Raw genomic sequence first — 19549 nt, forward strand, 5'->3', positions numbered from 1 at the left:
ACAGCCCCTCGCGAAGTCGACGTCACCGTGCCCAATCCTCACGCTGAGAACGAACCACGAGGCGAGAGCCGCGATACGCAGCACGTCCCTAGCCTGTTTGAGATACGCACCCTGACGTCCCCGTGCGATAGCCAGCAGACCCTAGTGTAGGCACCACCGCGACACGACCATCCACTCCCACTCGCTCGTACGCAAAGCCGTATGTTCCCCACGCGCGCTCGATGCTACACCTCGACGCCACCCACCAGCTCCTACGTTACGACAGGCCGCGCTCTCCACGCGACACACAACGGCTATTCACCTCGGCTTCGGCTACCGACTTCTCCACAATCTGATACGCATCAGACACTCGTCTTCGACGACCGCCCAGGGGGCAGCCTGTACCCGCTGCCAGGGTACCCGCTCGCCGGAACACATCGGTACCCCCCTTTCACACGAATCTGCCCCCTCTATACTAGTGGGAAAGGGGGTGTTCCAGTTTCTCAATAGCCGGGGATAATCACTAGACTGCGTAGCGTTCCAGTTTCGAGAGTGCGGAGAGTCGCTCGAAGGGTGTTCTGAGCACGGAGTTGACTATAGGCCCGAAATCGCAAGACTGCGCGGCGTTCCAGTTTATCGAGATGCTGGTGTGTGGTGGTGCGTAGATGTGTCCAGGTTTCCGGTGAAAACCGCAAGACTGCACGGTGTTCCAGTTTGCAAAAGGATCCGGTCTTTGCGGGAGTGTATGCTAATGATTGACGTTCCAGTTTACCATCCCGACGCTATATGGTGATTTTGTGAGTCCTCAGAGATTCGCGTTCCGATTTACCGTTCCAGTTTTGTATTACCGTGCCGTCCGGTGGTTTCTCCAAAATATGCTATTCAGTAATAGTTCTAGAAAATCGAGGATTAAGTGACACCGTCAGAAGGGAAATTATCGGAAATATAATTTTGAGTTCATAGTATTAGACGGGAGATCGAGGCGGTAGACTGAGAAAGAAAATCAAGAGGCTACTCGCGCCACTCGAGGTGCGTATAGCACCGCGTAGGCGACCCGTCGATCCGCCGGCGTTTCCGTTCGACCGAGACGCCGAACAGCGCCGCACCCCAGATTTGGAGGAACCGTTTGAACGTCACACTCGAACCTCGGTCAGGGAGAGACTCGAATCCCCAGTCGGTGACGGTGTCGACGTATTCGTCATAGGTTTCCGAACTCGGAAGCGCTCCGTCAGGGTCGGACGTGAGCTGGTTCGCAATGAACGCCGCACCACCTGCCGACTGCTCGGGCGCTGCTTCCGTCAAGAACGACGTGTCTTCTTCTGTGGGATCAACCATCTTCACACCCAATATAACGGTTCGAGTGCTGTCTTCGTTTCCACCTGACGTTGAGACGATATTGAATCCCTCTTCGAGGGCACTGATGACGTCGCGATCGATGTCGAAGAGGTCTCCGTCGATACCGGTGTCCGTGTCGAACGCATCGAAGAGGGAATCGATCGTTTCTGCGAACTCGTCCTCTGATTCTGGTGGGACGAGGTTGTGCGTGCTCGCGAATTCCTGACAACGGTCGAAGGCGACATCCACGTCCACGACGTTGTTCGGTGCAGGACGGAGGTAAGCCGCGATGAACGCGGCGGTAGCTGCTTTCCCCTCATCCTGGAGTGGTTCGGAAGTATCGTCTGTCTCTCCCTCCTCGGACTGCGTTGAGTCAGTATCATCGCCGTCAAGCTCTTCGTCCTTGTTGTCGGATGGCTCGGGAGTGGATTCGTCTGGTGCCTCGTCCGTCGATGATGACGCGCCAGTGTCTTCCTCATCCACTTCAGAGTCTTGCGCTTCGTCGGTCGAGACTTCGTCTTCGTGAGTCCTCTCGGGTGCCGTTCCGGGGCCAGCGGACGCCGGCTTGAGTTCGCCCGTCTGAATCGCTTCGATGAGGTCCTCGACGGGCCGAAGCGTCCCCATCTCCTCGTCGCCCGAGGTCCGATGATCGAACCAGGCGATACGTGCCTGTGCATCGTCGCCGGCGCGGGGCGGCTCGTATCGGACGAGGATGGCATATGCGGTTTCCGGGTAGTCCGGGTGCCGGAATTCGATGTCGGGTACGAATGGCTTGTTGACGCGGACCCAATCCTCACGGAATCGCTCTTCCGTCTCGTACTTGTACGTCTGCTCGCTACCCGGAGTCTCGACGATATAGCGAGCTGATTCGTTTGCACTTCCCGGGGGACATGTCGCCCGGTACGGGATGCTCGAGGGAGTGAGGTTCTGGAAGTCACCGGGAGCGATACGGAGGTGTATATCCTCGTCATCGGGATGGCCGATGTTGTCGGCGGTCGGGGCGACGAGGAGGCAGTCGTCCGAGTCGGGGTCCGGGTCGCGAGCCCAGATCGACGCGCCGGCGCTCTCTGTGTCCGATCGGGGGACGACAGCGGTGACACCGCCGTCGCGGGCGCCGCCGTCGAAGTCGATTGGCGTGTTCGATTGCGAGTAGAACCGGCGACCCGACCACTGAGTGTTCATCGGATCACGGAGGATGTTCGATAATGCGGTGGCAGGTCCAAGGTCGGGGCCCCCCGCGTCTTCGTCCCACGGTGTTTCGGCGACGAAGATGGGGAGGCGACATTCGCCACTCTTCGTAGTAGTGTTAAGCGCCTTCTTGAGGTTACGGAGTTTCTTCGTGGGGTGTCGACGTGGGTCGGTCTCCTCTTCGACTGTGCATAAGATGATGTCGTCAGCGAAGCACTCCGTAGGCTCGCTGGCGAAGACTGTGAGGACGGCGTCCGGGATGTCCCCGGTGTCTTGGTCGATGATCCGGCCACTGACTCGGGTGGGGACTGCGTCTTCGAGTGCCGTCATAGCGTCCCGAAGGCCGGTATCGTGAGTATCGGTCCCAGCGGTTGCAACCCAGCCAGTCGAAAAGACGTTTTCAAGAAGGAGACGAGCACCCTCGGGAGTCAACCGAATGGCGTAGCCCTCGTCGCCGGGGACGTCGTCACGGTGCTTCGCGAGTTCGATCTCGAAGATACCGTCTGTTTCCGGGATGGGAGTGTCGCCAGCGACGCCCCGATGGGTCATAATGGTGCCTAACGCCTCGATCTCATCGGCGCACGCCTTGAGCGAGGGGAGGGCATCGCGGCGACGATTACGTTCTCCCTCGTTGAGGTCCTCTGTGGCGAGGACTTTCTCGACTTCGAGGCGAAGCCGGCGGTACATCTCGTCAAGGCGCACCCAGCGGTACGTCCCGGGTCGTGGTTCCTCTCCATCGAATGGGTCGATCCCAACAGAATTGCTCTCACTGGTCCGGCGGCGTTCGATCGCCGCGGACACACTCTCGTTACTCACAGTGGCATTTTGCTGTTCGAGAGCTGATTCGTCTGCTGGCGCAGTTTCGGACTTCGTGTCGAGACGATCACGAACCGCAGTCGGTGGCCAGTTCCCGGTATCCCGTGCGAGATCGATGAGTTCCTGAATCCGGGCCACTTCATCCTCGGTGAGGATACCTTGGTTAAGGAGAGTCGCGACGCGGCTGTTGAGCGCACGGGCTTGGATGGATTCCTCGTCTTTCCGGTACGTCGGGAGGTCGGTGTGAATCGCCCATTCCTCTGGGGAAAGTGATTTCCCCTTCTCGAGGAGGTCGGTAAGCTCCTCCCACTCGTCAGTCGTCATACTGCCCTTCAGGACGTGATGAAGACTGGACGCAGGCCCTGAGCTCTCAGCGGCCGAGGGAGGAGTCTGGCGCTCGGTATTGGATTGGGTGAGCTCGGTCTTCGCCTCATCCCACTGGTCGCGAGCCCACCCACCTGAGTCGAACAGCGTATCTGGCTGCTCGCTCGTAGTGGATGGAGAATCGTTCTCGCGACTGGCAGATACCGATTCAGCTGTGTATTCATCGGGTCCTGCATCATCCGACAGGACATCTATCGCGCTGACTTCCTCAGCCGGGGAGTCCTCTGCCGTCGAATCATTATTTGGTTCAACTGGGTCTTCGAGGTCAGGGAGCTTGCTGTCGGTGTTGGAGACGCTGTGCAGAGTTTCTTCACCGGGCCCGTTGGGTGGGTCACGAGCGACTATCCAAGTCGCCCACGCGAGGACAACCGGGAGGAGTGGGTCGTCTATTGTGAGATGGTGGGCGAGTTCGGGGATGTTGAGAATCGCCCGGTTACGGACAGCCGATTCTGACTCGTCGTCGGGGATTCCGTACTCTTCGTTCGTCTGGTCGATGACGTCGGCACGAACCTCTCGGAAGGCCCCCTCGAAATTTTCGCGAGAATCGTAGCCTTCGGGGGGTTCCTCGGCATCCTGATGCCAGTTCGGAAGGGGAATGCGGGCGATTTCGATGGTCTGAGACCGTGTTCCTTCGGAAGGTGTCGGATACTGGACGAGTCGGTGGTCGACGGGGAGATCACGGACGTGATCCATGAAGTCCTCGACCTCGAGGTCGGCCGGACAAAGCGCCTTTGCCTGCTGACGCGTGATTTCACCGGCGCGCACGACGGTCGTCTGAATATTACCGATGATCTCGGCGTACGTCGGGTCGTCGCCAACACTGTTGTCGGTGTCGGCGTCGAAGAGCTGGTCGGGCGTCTGGACGGCAAGTGAGAGGGAGACAGAGTGGTTGCGGGCGACGGCGATCATCTTCGCAAGGTCATCCGGCTCGACGAGGCGGCCCGCCTCGTCGATGAAGACGCTGACGTAGTAATCGTCCGCAGTTGCCTCCTCTTTGAGGAAGGACTTGTAGAGTTCGAGTTCGTACTGCATTAGGAGTTCGTGTGTAAGGACGAAGTCACGCTGGGCATCCGGGTCAAGGTCCTCGACGTCGAAAATGAGGACGTCGTTCTGGCGGTCGCCAGAGAGGAAGTCGGCGAAGGAGAACCGCCGGGTCGTGTTATTGAAGAGGGGTGCGAGCCGGGCGTCCGTCGTAAGCGCGTTCAGACGGTTAGTGACACCGCCGAGGATCTGCTGGGCGGTGTGCTGTTGGTTGTTAAACGGCGTCTCCATATTCCGCTTGATTGCGTGCGAGCCCGGATCAGGCAGTATTTCCTTGGGGTTGATCGGGATGTCCGGGTCCATCAACCTCGTCAGTTCGGTGACCTGCTGGGTCTGCTCTTGGAGCTGCCAGAGAGGGTAGACGTACGGGCTGGCGTCGTATCCCCAGCGGAACGGCATCACAGTCGGTTGGTGCGATCTTGAATCGTCCTCATTTCCATCATTGGAGTGACTTTCGCCGCTCACGAGGTCGTCAGCAGTTGGGAGTGTGTTACTGCTGGTGTCGCTACCGTTCCGCTGGTACGCAGGTGTGCCGTCGACGCCTGTCGGGTATGTATGCGGTGAGAAACCGGCTGTTCCAAGGGCTCGAAGGACATCACGGGACACGCGGGCGTTCTGGAAGTCGCTCTCACCCATCAGAAGTTCGGCTATCTTCCGGACAGTCTGCATAACCTGTGAGCCGTGTGTCTCCCAACTGGTGTCCTTGGAAGCGATATCAGGGCGCTGGGAAGAGGTGTCGTCGGTTGCGACGCTCTCTGCGGCCTCGGGGTTGCCGTGGGCGTCGTCAGCCTGTTGGGCGGGTCGTGTGTCGAAGACCGTTAGTCCGGGGAGGACCTCGGGCATATCGAACCAGTGGACGTGCTCGCGCACCCAGTCTTCGCCGAATTCATCCAAGAGACCGCGCACAGCGAGTTCACCGACGTTTGCGCCAGGGCCGGCGTAGATGATGATGGGGCCGTTCGTGGCCTTCCGACGCTCGACGATCTCGTGAGCTTGGTCGACAGACTTCCCGGAGCCGGGGAGCCCTTGGTGAAGGATCGACCGGTCCATATAGTCCGTGCGATGTTTGACGGGACGAGCGAGGTCGCGAGCGTGGAGACGATCGAACGCATAGCCGAGCGTGGCCCCGTCAATGTCCGTACCGATGATTTCGTTGTCCTCGGCAGGAGAGAGTTCAGAGAGTGGGGCTGTGTGGGAGAGTTGGCGTTCCATATGGGCTGCGAGGTCGTCCGAGACAGCGCTGGTACTCGGGAGTGCTGTGAACGAAGGGAGTTCGTCGGCGGCGGCGAGGACGATCGGCCAGCGGCGACGGAGAGAGTAGTGTAGGCCGAATGTGGGTGCCCTACCAGCATACTCCTGAGCGCGGTGGAAACGGTACGAGTCACGGAGCTGTCCGAGCGTATGTCTCCGCCATCCAAACTGCCGTGCCCACTTTGCGAGGCGGCTGTTCTCTGGTGGTTCAGTGAGCTTGTTGAACTCGCCGTCAGCAGCAGTCGCCCACGTTTTTGCGAGCCGCCAGGCGTCGTCGCGAGCCGTAGTCCGCTGGCTGGCTGCGGCTTCGGCAAGCGTCTCGGGAGTCACTCGAAGAGTGTCACCACGACTCGCTAAGGTCTCGATGTCGGCGTCGGAACCAGATAGATCGGCAGTACTGTCTATCTCGTTGAGGTCGGGCTGTTCTTCGGTGAAGACGCCCCCGTCACTCGCCGTATTTGTCGAGGCAGAGGTGGAGTCCCCATCTGAATGGAAGAGGGGGGAGGGGACGGGGTGGGCCTCTGAGGAGGGTTCAACTGACCCTCCAGCAGTCTCTTCGAGAGCATCGTTCAAGAAGGGTGTGGGTTGGGTGAAGACATCCATCGTGACTTTGAAACTCCGAGTTACACCCTTGTTCTGGAGTTCTTCGTTCCGTGTCCCTTCCGCGCTCGCGACTTCCCCACGGACCCGACTACTCTCTCGTTCTCGAGCAGCAGCCCGGTCTTCCTCGGTGGTATTCTCTCCTGAGCTTGGTGTCGCACGGCTACGCCCACGGCGATTCGTTCGTTTGTCGAACTGGGTACTTTCCTCACCCTCGATGACGTCGAGTTTCTGCCGAATGAGATCACTAAGGTCGCCTGCGGATGTAATCCGGGCACGGAGAAGTGCGGGTTCGTCGGTCTCAAGGAGGGCATCGAGAGCGGCTTCCATCGGAGGGGCTTCTTCGGCAGCGGTTTCGTCGAAGACGTTGAGTCGCTGGAGGAAGTCCCAGCGGCGGGTTCCTCGGGAGCCGAGTGGATAGCTCACGGGCGCTTCAGGGCAGACCGCAGTGAACTGATCCTCAAGATGCTCTCGGAAGTACCGTTGAGGAATCGCCTCGGCTGCAGCTGCGCGTTCGCTCGGTGTGGGCGTGTCCTCGCCGATAGTCCGCCCACCGTCTGTCGCGGCGTCCGATGATTGCGCGTTACTCCAAGGGAACGTCGCTGATGGGGGCGCATCATTCCCGAGAAGATGCTTGCACCGCCGGTACGGCCGGGCGCGGAGGAGTCGCTGGAGCGTCGTCGAGACGGGCGTGACGTCGTAGTCGGGACCACCGAAGGCTTGTCGTACCCAGTTGTGCTTCGTCCGGTCGAGCGTGCTCGTCTGGCCGTCCTCGATGAAGTGGATTAGAACCTCGATTGCGAGTCGGGTGCCATCGCCTTCAGTAGTTTGAAGCTCGCTTTCTTCTCCTCCGATCTCGGGGTCATGAGGTGCCGATCGGATGATGACTTCCAGCCCGTCAGTGAGATTGGGTAGACCTTCGATCTGTTTAGTGATTGTCTCTGGTGAGGCCGGTTGATCGGAGGCCGTAATGCGGTACCAGAGGTCGTCTCCTGGTCGCGGTGGTTCATCCTCATCGAGTTCGTACACGGCTGGTGCATCGAGAGGATCAAGGAGGCGCTTGCTCTTCGCATACGTTGTCTCCGAGACGGCGGCATCAGCTGCGCTACTGGCGCGTGCGTGAGCGGGTGGTGCGATATACGACCACGTGCTGGAGTCTTCGTCGGTGACGTAGTCTGTGATCGTACGGTCGACACGGTGAAACCCTTCGCGGATTGCCCAGCCAGTCATCGCTGCGAACGCGTGAGCATAGACGTTGAGGGTGCGACGAAATCGGAAGAATTTGATTTGTGTTCGCCGGATCGTTCCGATGCCAATAGTGTCGGCCACCCAGACGATCGCGCGGACGAATCGAGACCAGACCGCGAGCATCGCCGTCCACGTCCGCCGCATCCGCCGTGCGACTCCGAGAAGGAGGAACACGACGAGAGACGTGAAGATGACAATCCCTGCGATAATGGGATTCTTGAAGCTCCAAATGAGGAGCCCACCGATGAACTCCTGCACTCCACTCATCCATCCACGAAATTGATTTGCGGCGTCGACGATCCCACTAAGGTACGGAGCATACCAAGCGGGGCTTGAACTCGACCCGGCGGTAGCCTCCGATTCTCCTCCGTTTGAGCCGCCTCCTACGGATGTGTTGGCTGTGGTGGTCGTGGATGATTCTGAGTCCGGCCGCCAGCCCTGATCCCACTGAACGGCGTAGTAGTTGAGGAGGGCCATCCGGAGTTCGTTCACCGTCGCGTTATGAGTTGCCGCGAATCGGACGGCTCGAGCGTCCTCCGGAAACACGGAGAGAGATTGAGTGGTCTCGTACTCGTGAACTGTTTCGTTCGTGAGTGGGTAGAGCTTGAGCTTCGGGGTTTGCTCAATCTGTTCCTCTGACGGCATCCACCAGTCGGGGTATTGCTCCGTACGATAGTATCGGAAGAGCCAATCCTCGATGGTTTCAGCCGACTCTCCGTTCTTCGCAGCTTCCCGGGCCTGTGTTGCGTCTTCTGGGAAGATCGAGAGATCCTGATCCTGCTGGTAGAGATGAACTTGAATACACGCGTAGTGTTCCGTCCATCCGTACGAGTTATTGTTCTGAGTTTGGCACGGCGAGGTTGTATTCGTGGATTGCAGCGAAGTAGAAGAGAGGTCCTGGCTCTCTGTGGTACTCGTGGAGTCAGCGGGGTGTGCTGCGAGAGCTGGGCCAGTGGCCGCCGTGAGTAGGATACCGATGACGCTCAGGGCCAACAGAACACCGTACAGGGGACGGCGATTCCTCGGGCGGCCTGAGCGAGTGGATCGAGACGTCTGGGTCGGCTCTACCGACCGCGACGAATGCGAAGTACGATCTGTCCTTGCATCGGGCGGCGACTGGGTATGGTCATCGGTGAGCGGGGCCGGCGAGAGCCAAGCTCGAGTGAAGGCTGGGAGCGTCGGCATAGCCAGTAGTGGCCTCTACAGATATTTCATCTGCTCAGCGTAAAATACTATTCGGGAGTTTGGGGCCGGTCGATTGCTCGCTCAGTCGATGCGCTAATGTCTCCTAAGCAATCGTTTTCATAGCCAGTGGGTCGAGGGACTGGAGTTCCCCCGGACAATTTTTGGGTTCAGATAGCATGATCTACGGTAAAAGATGCCCTCGAATGGCGACTCAAGCTCCTGTCCACGGTGGCGACGAGTCCTATCCGAGGCTCGTTCGTCGCTTGCGTGGCTACCTTCGCCGGTCGATACGTTGGTCTGGTGGGGGTTGGGTGTATTTCTTACTGCCCCTATAGTGGCGGGCTTCAGTTATGTTCTGGTCAGATTCGTGTTTGGGGTTACATCGGCGACGGCGCTGCTCTTCGTCGGGGTGACGGTCCCGATACTTATCGCAGTGGCACTTGGCTGGCAGATCGGTGCTGCGGTAAACCGTTACGATGAGTATAGGTTGAACCGCGAAGAGGCATCGGCGTCGACGGAATCATCGGAAAACACGGATCAAACCGCCTCGGAAGAATATGAAGTGTCCGAAGGCTTTCGGTGGGTCTCTTGGCTTCCAGATCACTTGAACAACTTCTTCGTGCTGTTCTTAGGGGGGTCTATCGTCAGTGGTGGATTCACCACTCTGGTCTGGGTGTTCTTTGTTAGACTAACGCCAGAATATCCGATGCCCTCACCGAATGTCGTCGTCAAAGGACTCTTTCCGATGCTCATCCTTGCGAGCTATTTCGGGTGTTTGGCGGTGACAGGTGCGCCGTTCATCTCAATGTTTTGGAGGGAGACGACAAGTCATCTTGAGACGCCGGAGGCGCGCCACGATCACGCTCTCCGGGTTGCGTTGGTCGTTGGTGGACTCTTTATATTTGTTGTAGCACCGTGGACGGCGCTGCCGATTCCATCTGAGCTCAGAATGCCGGTGACCTGGGCGCTCACGTTCACCTACCTGTTCTTCGCAATCACGCTCTTGCCGTTTCTGAATATGGCGCGGCCGCTCACACCTGAAGAATACGCAGCGATCGTACCAGAGGAGATCGATGCTGACCCCCACACGTCGATTTGGGTTGCCACGGTGGGGCTTCGTTCGACGGCGATGGCGGCGGGTGTCTGGCCCTTTCGCCGGGTCTTCGTTGGCGAGACCCTCCTCGAAGATGACAGTATTTCGCCAGAATCACTCCGCGCAATCCTCCACCACGAGCACGGGCATCATGTTCTTGGACATCTTCGCCTCGCTGCTGGGGCCGGATTGATTTTCTTCGGTGGTGTCGGTGGGATACTCGCGGTTGTTTCGCCATCGATGCAGACACTCGGTGTGGTGATGGGCATTCTCGCGTTCGGGTTCCGGTTCGGCCTCGTACGGTGGGTTCGCCGAGCTGAGTTGGCTGCCGACGAATACGAACGACAACGGGTGGGAAGTGAGACCGCGATAACCGCATTGCAGTCGGTTGCCGATCTCCGAGCGAGGGAGAGTTCGAAAAAGACGGAGACGTCGTCCCTTCCATGGGGGGCTCCGTTTGTTATCGAGTGGTTCCTTCGAGTGCACCCCTCAGTCGAGGACAGGATTGCGGTACTCCGAGAGCGACAGGGGTGTGACAGCTCGCCTTAACAAGAGCGTGGTCACAGGTTGTAGTTACTGATGATGCCGAGAAGATGGGGACGGCAAGGCGGCAGTCTGCCAGCGCCAATAATCGACTCAACGCCGTTACGTGGTGGGCGCACAAGTGCCGCCGGTCGCCCACTGGATGAGGTTAGCGATAGCGCCCCAAAGAAGGATGACGCCGGCGATCGCGACCGCGCCAACCATCAGCCGGAGGCCCCGCTTTTTCCAAGACTGGTTCCAGCCGTAGAAGTAGAGGATACCTCCGAGGACGAATCCTCCGGGCACGAGCGTCCATCCAAGGAGGAAGATGAAGTCGTTGATGTTGTGGATGGACTGGATGACTTCATTTGAGCTAACCTCAGTCCCATCTGGACAGTCTGCCTGCAAGATCACACTCATCTGCCGAGTCCAAATCGGCGCGGCCTGAGCCATCAGGTCGGCTTTTATGGTCGCGAACTGTGCGCGGGCAGCCGTGAGGAGTCCAAGCCCGCGTAGGCCACCAGGGAGGGCATCCGCGATGGCAAAAGCTGCGAGCTGGACACCGAGGAGTACGCTGGTCATATCTGTCTCCCGGTTAGTTTGAACCATGCTGGTCTAACACTTAACTCCACCGGGGGTACAGGCGAAAACCCGCTCTCTCCGATTGTACTGGTGGACTACAGGGAAGGTGTGAAATGACGAGAGGCAAGGTAGACGGAGCGAGAAGAGAAGGGAAGGGTATTATTCGGAATTAGTGTCGTCAGCAGTGTCCCCAGAGGAGGATGAGCCCCCACTTCCGTCTGTGATGGGGTCAGTTGGTGGCTCACTCGTTTCGCTGGGTGTCGTACTGGAGTCAGTAGTTTCCTTCTCAGCAGGTTCTTCGCCCAAACCACCGGCAGTCTCGGCGTTCTCCTCTGGTTGGGTGGTAGTCTGTTCACTGCGGGCGGTGGCAGCCTGTTGGCGACGCTGTTCAACCAACTGAGCGGTTGCGGCGGCCGTCTCAGGTTCAGTAAGGAGATCAACCGTGAGCTCGCTCGCGTGGATTTCGAGGTGTCGACGCGCGATTCCGGTGACGCTCAGGAGACATTCACTGAACTCGGACTCCTGTCCACGTGCAAAGCTCTGGATGGCCTCGACATCAGCTGGGGAGAGGTCGTAGTAGTCGATCACCTCGTCTGAAATTGATTCCTGGTAAAACAGCTGCTTGATGTCGCACTGGTCGTAGATCGCGCGTGGTGAGTGGACATCGTCGGTCTCCTGCATGAATTCTTCTGCAGTCTGGGAGATGAGCGTCAAGCCAGCGTTGAAGTGTCGAGAATGGCGGGTGAACAGGCCAATCAGCGAGCGGGCAGATTTCTGACTGAGCAGGTAGTGAACCTCCTCGAAGATGACCTCCATCCGGCGGGAGTTCTCGCGAGCCCGCTGGTAGCTCCAATCAAGCATAACGTGCTGGAGGAGAGGGGCTTGATTGGTATCCTGGAAGGCACTCATATCGAAGACGATGAGCCGCTCGTCTTCGAGATCGACGGTCGTCTTCCCAGAGAGGTTCGCAGCGACGCCACCTGGCTGGAAGGCTTCGAGCGAGCGGAGGAGGCTGTTGGCTTCGGATTTGAGGTTGCTATCGTCCTTCGACTGAAGTCGGGAGGTGACTTCGTCAACGCGTTCATCGAGCTCGTCGCGTTCCTCACGGTGAAGTTCGGTAGCATCTCCTTGGTAGCTGACGAATTCAAGTGGGTCCTCACCATCAGCAAGAGCCTTGAGGATGTCGAGGACGTCTTCCATAGTGGGGTTTTCGCGTTCGTGAGTGCGGGGTTCGGAAGTGATACCGTACATAAGGTATGCAAGGTGGAAGACCTGCTGAATGAGACCAGCACGTTCGGCGCTCAGGCTGTCGCCGCTCTGATCGTAGAACGTCCGCACCATCCCCGTCAAGGAACGGAGTTTGTCCTTGTAGGGGTCTTCAGCCTCACCCGTACCGCGGTGGATTTCGAGCGGGTTGATGGTGACGTCGCCACCGAAGGTGACGACATCGCCACCGAGGGTCTCGAAGAAGTCGACAAAGTCGTCACCGGTGGGGTCGAATGCAATAGCCGTGAATTCAGGGTCGATGAGGAGACGGCGCCAGAGAGAAAGTTTCGCGGCGAACGTTTTTCCGGACCCGATCTTCCCAGTGATGACTTTAGAGAAGCCGGAGAGGCTGTATCGGTCGACGATGACAGGGTTTCCAGTCTCATCGAAGCCATAGAGGACACCGTCCTCGTGAGCGATGGCGGGCTCGACGAAGCCGAAGAGGGTGGCCGCCGCGTCGTGTTCCATAAGGTCCGTGTTCTGGATGGGGTCGGAGACGACAGGTGCGATCGCGTCTTGGGATTCAAGTTGGCGAAATTCAAGGGGAACGAGTTCGACGTCGCGGTCAGCCACGAGTTGCTGGACCTTCCGAGCGGACTCTTCGAGTTCATCGCGGGTACTGCCAGCGACTTCGATGTAGATACCGATGTCGTAGAGTCGAGTCGTCCCTTCGGTGAGGCGACGAAGGAGACGATCGAGTTCTTCCCGGCGGTTGAGGTCTTCGTGATAGTCTGTCGCGCCCTTTTCCTCCTTCCGAGAGAGGGCGATCTGGAGTTCGGTGAGACGGTCCTGGAGGGCACCGCGGATCGTTGTGGGATCGCGGGGAGAGTGATGGTAGCTGACGCGGACGTCAAGATTGGTCGTGGTGAGGTTGATAAGCCAGCCACCGAAGACACTCTCGGGAGCACTTGCGGGAGTGAGGATACGGACGAATTCGCCGTTCCGGTAGAGAGTGGTTGGATCTTCGGGGACGATACTTGGTGGGGCGACGCTCGCTTGGTCGATCTGGGCTTGGCTGTCGGCGTCTTGGATGAGTCCAAGGCGGAATTCGTCGGGGTCGGCGGCCTCGAAGTCGATGAGGCGGGCAACCTGTTCACGGATGTTTGCCCGACTCGTCTCCCGGCCTTCCTGTTCGAGGATGCTGACGGCGCGGTCGAAGGTTTCGTCGTCGATTTCCTCGAGGTTGACGTTGGCTGGATCTGTTCGGGCGGAGGTACCGGCACCAGGGATAGATCCAAAACTACCGGGAAGCCGAGAGAGAAGACGATTCAGAACGCCGCTGTTGGCCTCCGTCTCAGGTGCGCCTTTCATTGCGTTTGTAGATGGATGTTGAGCCGAACCAACAAATCGACGTGACGCAAGAATACCGAGACCGAGGAGGAGGGCGACGCCGACAGCGACGCCGACAAGAATGAATGGTGACGGAGCGTTCGGGCTGCCTTGGATCGCTCGCTGGATCGTCTGAATGATCTGTTGCACTTGCCCGGTAGCAGATGCTATTCCGAGTACCCAGGCTACTGGGACGCTACTCATACCATCGTGGGATACGTAGTGCCTCGGTAAATGGTTTCGCCCGTTGATACCTTTCCACAAAGAAGGCGTTTCGACAAGTGGGTTGAGGGAGGGCAGCGAGTTACCCCACAAACTACAGAGATAATTCACTCGTGGGGTAACACTGGCAGTGGTGCTACCTCAAGTGCCGCAGGAACAGTCGAGAAGATGGAAGAAGAGATGCTGGGATGATCGAGGATCACTACGGCCGGCGAGGTGGGAGAACTTCCGCGTAGGATTTGGGGGAATACTCGTCGAGTGGTGAGTCGGCGTGGTTGTAGTAGCGGTAGAGGACGTCCAGAACGTCTGCCCGGTCGTCCATCACTTCGGTCTGAACACCGGTCCTGGGGAGTGCTTCGGCAAACTCGTGTTGCCGACTTCTAACTTCAGAAATACACTGTCGTTCGATGACGTCGTCGTCGGTATTCGAGCCGATCCGAGAACGAACTGAGGAGGTAACAGAATTGACACAGCCCACGATCCGCTGGAAGAGAGATCCCGAAACAACGTCTGTAGAGTGGCCATAGGACTGTTCCCGGACGTGCGAGCTTTCGACCCTAACGGCGATGTAGAAATCACGGACTTTGACTCGCCGGGTACCGACCGACTCGTTGAGCCAGTCGATATACGTCGACCGACCAAGCTGCATAATGTCTGGCGGATCCTCAGCCTCGTAGGCTGCACGTTCGATCTCCTCGAAGTGCGTCGTCAGGTCAAATTCACGAGGAAGGGCGAGCACTTGGAAGGGGTAAGAGATTCCACGGAGAACGTCAGCGTACGCGTTGATCGTAGACTGGCGTCCTTCATCGTCGAGGGAAAGCCAACTCGTCGGGGTGATGTGAACAAGGCCGACGTACGCAGGTTCCTCGTTGTCGCTCTCGGTGACTATAATGCCGTCTTCGCGAACGTACTCGAAAGCTAGTTGCGACTGCGTTGTTGTTTCCTCCTGCGTGAGCTGGTGGTAGTACTGGCTCGGGTCACGCTGTGGGCGTTCGCGAGAGTGCATCTGCCCGCCGTCAGTTACGATTTGCTGACCGCTGTTATCATCTGAGGCGGACTGCTGGGGGCCACTCGAGGACGAGGATTCTGGGTCCGGATCGCTGTTGTCGTCGGAGGATTCGGAATCCTCAGAATGGAAAGTGCGGATGTCGTCAAGGTGCTGTCCAGAAACGAGACCGCGTTCGACGGGTTGCCAGAGATAGCGATCCGGGCCCACGATGTGTTTTGCAGCCCCGAAGAGCCACTCGCGAGGGGTCTGACCGGCAGGTGTTCGCCAGAGAACGTACAAGCCGACGAGGAGACCGAGAATCCCGCTTCCGATAGTAAGTAGCCCACTGAACGAGGGCTCGAAGACGTTGTTGATACCGGACGCAAGGATGATACCAGCGAGTGGGATTACGCCGACTTCGAGATCGCTGACGCTGAGTCCGAAGAAGAGGCGATGCTCGAGTAACTGGCCGGCTACTGGATACCGTTTCATGGGACGTCTTGTGTGAATACGTGTCGTGAATGCCTAAAAATTCTCTCCCCAATAGAGATTGAAGAGTACTTAGAAGACGACGTCAATGCGGCGCGTCCTGCGAAAGTCTTAATGACACACGGTGACAAGTAGTGACAACTATGCCAATCCACGTCCGTGAACTAACAAACGACGAACCGTTCCCCGTGAAACCAGAGACGAATGAGTACGAAGCGCTCCGCTTCTTGCTCTCTCACCGTGAGTACGGTTTCACGCCAAGCGAAATCGCAGACCAGACCGATATCAGTAAATCAAGCGCATCGAAGACGATGACGCGGCTCTTCGAGAAGGGGCTCGTCGAACGGTCACAAGGTGCCTACTACGTCGACCCAGACCGAGCCGAGAAGCTGAAGCAGCGGCTCGAATCTCTCGACTCAGTCGTTCAGCTCTTCGAGTCTGCACCTACCGATGACGCCTACGCTGAAGAAGGATGGGAAGAAAAAGTTCCAAGCATTGACCCGAACGGGAGGTCAGGAACTGACGAAACGCACGAACCAACTGCCGAAGACGAAGCAGGAGAGATCATCGCAGAGCTTGAAGAGGATGCCGTAGAGGAGTAATCGATGGGCTATCAACACGGACACGTTGTATCTATTTCAGATCCATACGAGAGGCGGCCATCTCGTCCAGTCGTTATCATCTCCGATGAAGACTGTCCTGACCACGGTGAGCTCTATACGGTCGCAGCAATGACCGGAAGCGAACAATACGGACAGAATCGCTACGCCGTCACCGTTGAACAAGAGGAACCTGAAGTCGGGAAGTTATTGAAACGCTCCTATGTAGAACCGTGGGCGACCAAACAAGTCGACCATAGCGATATCCGCGATGTCCACGCCAGATTCGGTGAAGATACTATGAGACGGCTCGCAAAAGCATTCGCAGCAATGGTTCTCGAGAGGTAGGACAGCCTAGTTCCGATACAGGATATCACCCCATACGCCACATCTCTGACGCGCCGACTGCTCAGTAGCTCCCTTCCGATCGCGGCTACGATGAAGTTGTTACGCTCGGATAGGTCAATCGGACGCGAAGAGGTCGGGAACCTTCGACTCCCAGTCGGTGAGCTGGATGAGCGGGTGGTGCGACGGCCCAACGAGCGCGCCGTACTGGCTTTGAAGCCAGCCGTCGATAGTATTGACAACTTCCGTGTCCTGTCGTTTGTCGGCGGGGCGGTCGAAAGAGATGATCTCTTCCCACGTGTCATCCTGGCGGTTGAGACCGACATAAACGGCGGTCTCCGTTCCCTCGAGGTAGCCGACGACAGTCAATTCGCCCGGATTCTCATCAGTATTTAGGCCCACGATGGGAGCACCGTACTCGATAGATGGGAACCAGTCAGATGCCGCAGTCCACATACCACCGGGTGCTGGCTCTGGTGACATCACATCGATGTAGACCTCAATCTGGATGTGATCGGCCGGAGGCTCCACGAGCAAGTCAATCTCATTCAAGTAATCCTGATTGGCGTCATCGATGAGAGTGGCGACTGGCCGATCACGGAGACCGACTTCCTCGGTCGCTTCGCCGGGGATGATGTCAGCCCATACCTTGCGCCAGACGCCGTCGGTGTGGAGGCGGTACCCATACTCAACGACGTGACCGGACCGATCAGGGGCAGTAACCTTCATCAAAAAGGCGATGACCTTGTCGGTGTGTTCGATCTGGATGATGGGAACGGGAACCACCTCAACGAAGGACTCCTGGTAAATCCCCCCAGGGGTGAGTATCTCCCCGAGTTCACCGTGCTGGAGCGGGCGCGGTGGAAGCTGGGACACACAGGCGGCCGCGAAAGTATCATAGAACGACGGCCGGGCGGTTTCCTCCTCGTAGAAGGTGGTCGCCCAAGTCGCGATACGATCATCTATAGCCTGCGAGAACTTCTCGTCGATGGAGTCCTCGGTGAGGATAGTCCAGCCAGTCTCTGGTTCGAAGCCGACACCGAACCAAGCGTTTCCGGCGATGAAGCGGAAGCCAACGATGCCCTCACGGTCGACCCAGTCATCACCGATAGCGACGACGCCGCCCAGATTTTGGATGTTGGAGTTGTCGACTCGGGTGTGAATGTCGGTTCCGTTCAAGGTGGAGGGGGACTCGAAACTATCGGGTGCTTGGAGGCTGATGAAATCCGAGATCGAGAGTGGGTGCCTAGGGAGAGTCGCCAGCACGCGACGGGCGGTGGTCGTTTCGGAACCCATGTGTTTGTGTTTCTGTACTAATCTACCGCGTTCTGCTATTTAAAATATCAGCCGGGAAGCACGCCCCTCGAGCAACAGCATAGAATGGTCAATTACTGGTTCTAATGTGATTCTGGAGGGGACTCGGTACCAGTGGAGGGATTCAGGTTGAATCGTTATGAGTCTGTGTTGCGGGTTCTATCGACGTAGTCGTCGACGGACTCCTGGATTTGTTCCTCCGATGGTGAGGAGGAAGGCGGGGAGACATCTCGATTGATGAGGTCAGGGCGCATCGCCTCCACTTTTTGCTGGTCCTTTGCCTTCACGCGGTCGTACCAAGCTTGGACTGGTTCGTTGACCGAATACGGATTCGCGTCTTCGATGTCGGACCCGCCAGCGACCGCTTGAGCTTCCTTGGGATCGAGTGCTCTGTCTTCATACTCTGGGGTCAGCGTCTCACCCTCTGGGAGAGGCGGGTTCCCCTCAGGTAGTGCCAACACTTCATTATCCGCTGCGACTTCGCTGTCCGTACTTGCACCCAGATCGTCATTCGGTGGGTTCCAATCGCCGTTCTTCGCCCGCCGATAGGCGTGGCCGGGCCAATTCGCAATCGGCTCGTTGAGATTATTTTTCACGTGGCTCACACCCGCTTTCGCCTCGCGAGCGCCGAGCGCCACGCCACCGCCAGCTAATCCGACCCCAGCTCGAGCGCCCTGTCCCCACGTAGCCTGACTCATCCATTCTTTCCGTGATTTTACGCCACGGTAGGCGCGCTGCGCGTTACTCCGTGCAGTATTCCGTGCCGACGAGACACGTTGTTTCAGATTAGTTTTCGCCGAACTAGCTGCCTGTCGGGGGTGGAATTCGGGTTTTGCTGAGCCAGTCGCTCCATACGCCTTTGGGCCGGTTCCGCTACCGCCTCCGAAGTTTCGGAGGGTGTGCTGTCCGGCGCCACCGCCACCCGACGGAGTCGGTCCACCGCCACCTCCTCCTCCACCACTACCTCCGGACGAAGACGGACTACCGCTGCCACCGCCGCGTAACGCACTCAGGCCACTAAACCCGAGAAGATGACCGGCGGAACTTCCACCCATCGACAGGGCCTGGATCCCGACGAAACCGGCGAGACCGAGGCCAGAAAGCCAGCCGAGGAACCGCTTCCAAAGGACGAGCTTATTCTGCGATGCGTCAATTCCGGCAGTGAGTGCTTCCGGGCCGTGAGCCCCGCTCGCGTTAGCCACACAGATGTCCGGGGCAGACATACTACAGCCGGTCTGAAGAGCGAGCGCGATGAGCGGCCCCGCGAGGAGGAGATACGCTGTGACCTTGAAGACAAACATAGCGACGTCGTTCGCGTACCGGAGTGGTCCCCAGTCGGTGTACCACATAACAAGCAGGATCGGGAAAGCGGTGTAGACGAGATGGATCATAAAGATGCGGAGGAAGAGGATCATCACAACGAGAGCGATAGCGATGAGAGAGATTGTACCGGCGGCGAGGTAAACGAGCACAGCGGCGATAGCCGAGCCCATCAAATCGCCGATGGCGTTGTTGAGGGCGGGGCCGGCGAGGGAGACCGCGTAAGTCTCGGGCATCACGAGCTTCGTAACGCTATTCGTGAAGACGACAGCGACGTGGAGGAATGGACGGATGAGAGCGAGTGCGAAGAGGGCTTTAACAATACGGTACGTGTTTACCCCGAAGATTCAACGGCCGGCACAGCCTGAGCTCGTGAAATCATCTCGTTGTCTCGGGAAACTCGCTTGAGTTCGTCGTAGGGATTGCGTCCCTGCTGGCGCCACGTCGCCAGCA

9 protein-coding genes are annotated in these 19549 nt (G+C 58.2%); 3 read left to right on the forward strand and 6 right to left on the reverse strand.

Annotated elements, in window-relative coordinates:
* Positions 1–990 precede the first annotated feature (990 nt).
* On the reverse strand, positions 991–8487 hold the full coding sequence (locus D1409_RS21185; protein ID WP_164471835.1) for a hypothetical protein: 7497 nt from the start codon (positions 8485–8487) through the stop codon (positions 991–993).
* An 874-nt stretch (positions 8488–9361) separates the two neighbouring features.
* On the opposite strand from D1409_RS21185, the gene D1409_RS21190 reads away from it, so the two are divergent.
* A complete protein-coding gene (locus D1409_RS21190; protein ID WP_164471836.1) occupies positions 9362–10669 on the forward strand; it encodes a M48 family metallopeptidase in 1308 nt (435 codons plus the stop codon).
* Positions 10670–10765: 96 nt separating this feature from the next.
* Here the strand turns inward: D1409_RS21190 and D1409_RS21195 are convergent, their stop codons facing one another.
* From D1409_RS21195 to D1409_RS21210, 3 genes are all read right to left on the reverse strand, one after another.
* Positions 10766–11224, reverse strand: coding sequence for a hypothetical protein (locus tag D1409_RS21195; RefSeq protein ID WP_089768562.1), 459 nt, complete (start codon positions 11222–11224; stop codon positions 10766–10768).
* Between the two features lie 159 nt (positions 11225–11383).
* Positions 11384–14023: a VirB4 family type IV secretion system protein gene (locus tag D1409_RS24905; RefSeq protein ID WP_164471837.1), complete on the reverse strand. Its 2640-nt coding sequence runs from the start codon at positions 14021–14023 to the stop codon at positions 11384–11386.
* 220 nt (positions 14024–14243) lie between these two features.
* Positions 14244–15521 carry a hypothetical protein gene (locus tag D1409_RS21210; protein ID WP_123538966.1) on the reverse strand — a complete coding sequence of 426 codons (1278 nt, stop codon included), beginning with the start codon at positions 15519–15521 and terminating at the stop codon, positions 14244–14246.
* A gap of 140 nt (positions 15522–15661) precedes the next feature.
* On the opposite strand from D1409_RS21210, the gene D1409_RS21215 reads away from it, so the two are divergent.
* Together D1409_RS21215 and D1409_RS21220 are read left to right on the forward strand one after the other, a co-directional pair.
* Complete coding sequence (locus D1409_RS21215) at positions 15662–16120, forward strand: MarR family transcriptional regulator (RefSeq protein WP_123538967.1); 459 nt, start codon at positions 15662–15664, stop codon at positions 16118–16120.
* Between the two features lie 3 nt (positions 16121–16123).
* Positions 16124–16465, forward strand: a complete 342-nt coding sequence (locus tag D1409_RS21220; protein ID WP_123538968.1) for a type II toxin-antitoxin system PemK/MazF family toxin — start codon at positions 16124–16126, stop codon at positions 16463–16465.
* Between the two features lie 114 nt (positions 16466–16579).
* Here the strand turns inward: D1409_RS21220 and D1409_RS21225 are convergent, their stop codons facing one another.
* A complete protein-coding gene (locus D1409_RS21225; RefSeq protein WP_123622994.1) occupies positions 16580–17641 on the reverse strand; it encodes a hypothetical protein in 1062 nt (353 codons plus the stop codon).
* Between the two features lie 272 nt (positions 17642–17913).
* Positions 17914–19332 carry a hypothetical protein gene (locus D1409_RS24910; protein ID WP_164471838.1) on the reverse strand — a complete coding sequence of 473 codons (1419 nt, stop codon included), beginning with the start codon at positions 19330–19332 and terminating at the stop codon, positions 17914–17916.
* Positions 19333–19549: the final 217 nt, after the last annotated feature.

It is taken from the genome of Halosimplex salinum (assembly GCF_003730195.1).
GTDB classification, from domain to species: Archaea; Halobacteriota; Halobacteria; order Halobacteriales; family Haloarculaceae; genus Halosimplex; species Halosimplex salinum.

Coding starts and splice junctions, on each gene's coding strand:
- D1409_RS21185 (WP_164471835.1), bottom strand. CDS start 8,487: ATGCCGTCAGAGGAACAGATTGAGCAAACCCCGAAGCTCAAGCTCTAC.
- D1409_RS21195 (WP_089768562.1), bottom strand. CDS start 11,224: ATGACCAGCGTACTCCTCGGTGTCCAGCTCGCAGCTTTTGCCATCGCG.
- D1409_RS24905 (WP_164471837.1), bottom strand. CDS start 14,023: ATGAGTAGCGTCCCAGTAGCCTGGGTACTCGGAATAGCATCTGCTACC.
- D1409_RS21210 (WP_123538966.1), bottom strand. CDS start 15,521: ATGAAACGGTATCCAGTAGCCGGCCAGTTACTCGAGCATCGCCTCTTC.
- D1409_RS21215 (WP_123538967.1), top strand. CDS start 15,662: ATGCCAATCCACGTCCGTGAACTAACAAACGACGAACCGTTCCCCGTG.
- D1409_RS21220 (WP_123538968.1), top strand. CDS start 16,124: ATGGGCTATCAACACGGACACGTTGTATCTATTTCAGATCCATACGAG.
- D1409_RS24910 (WP_164471838.1), bottom strand. CDS start 19,332: ATGCCCGAGACTTACGCGGTCTCCCTCGCCGGCCCCGCCCTCAACAAC.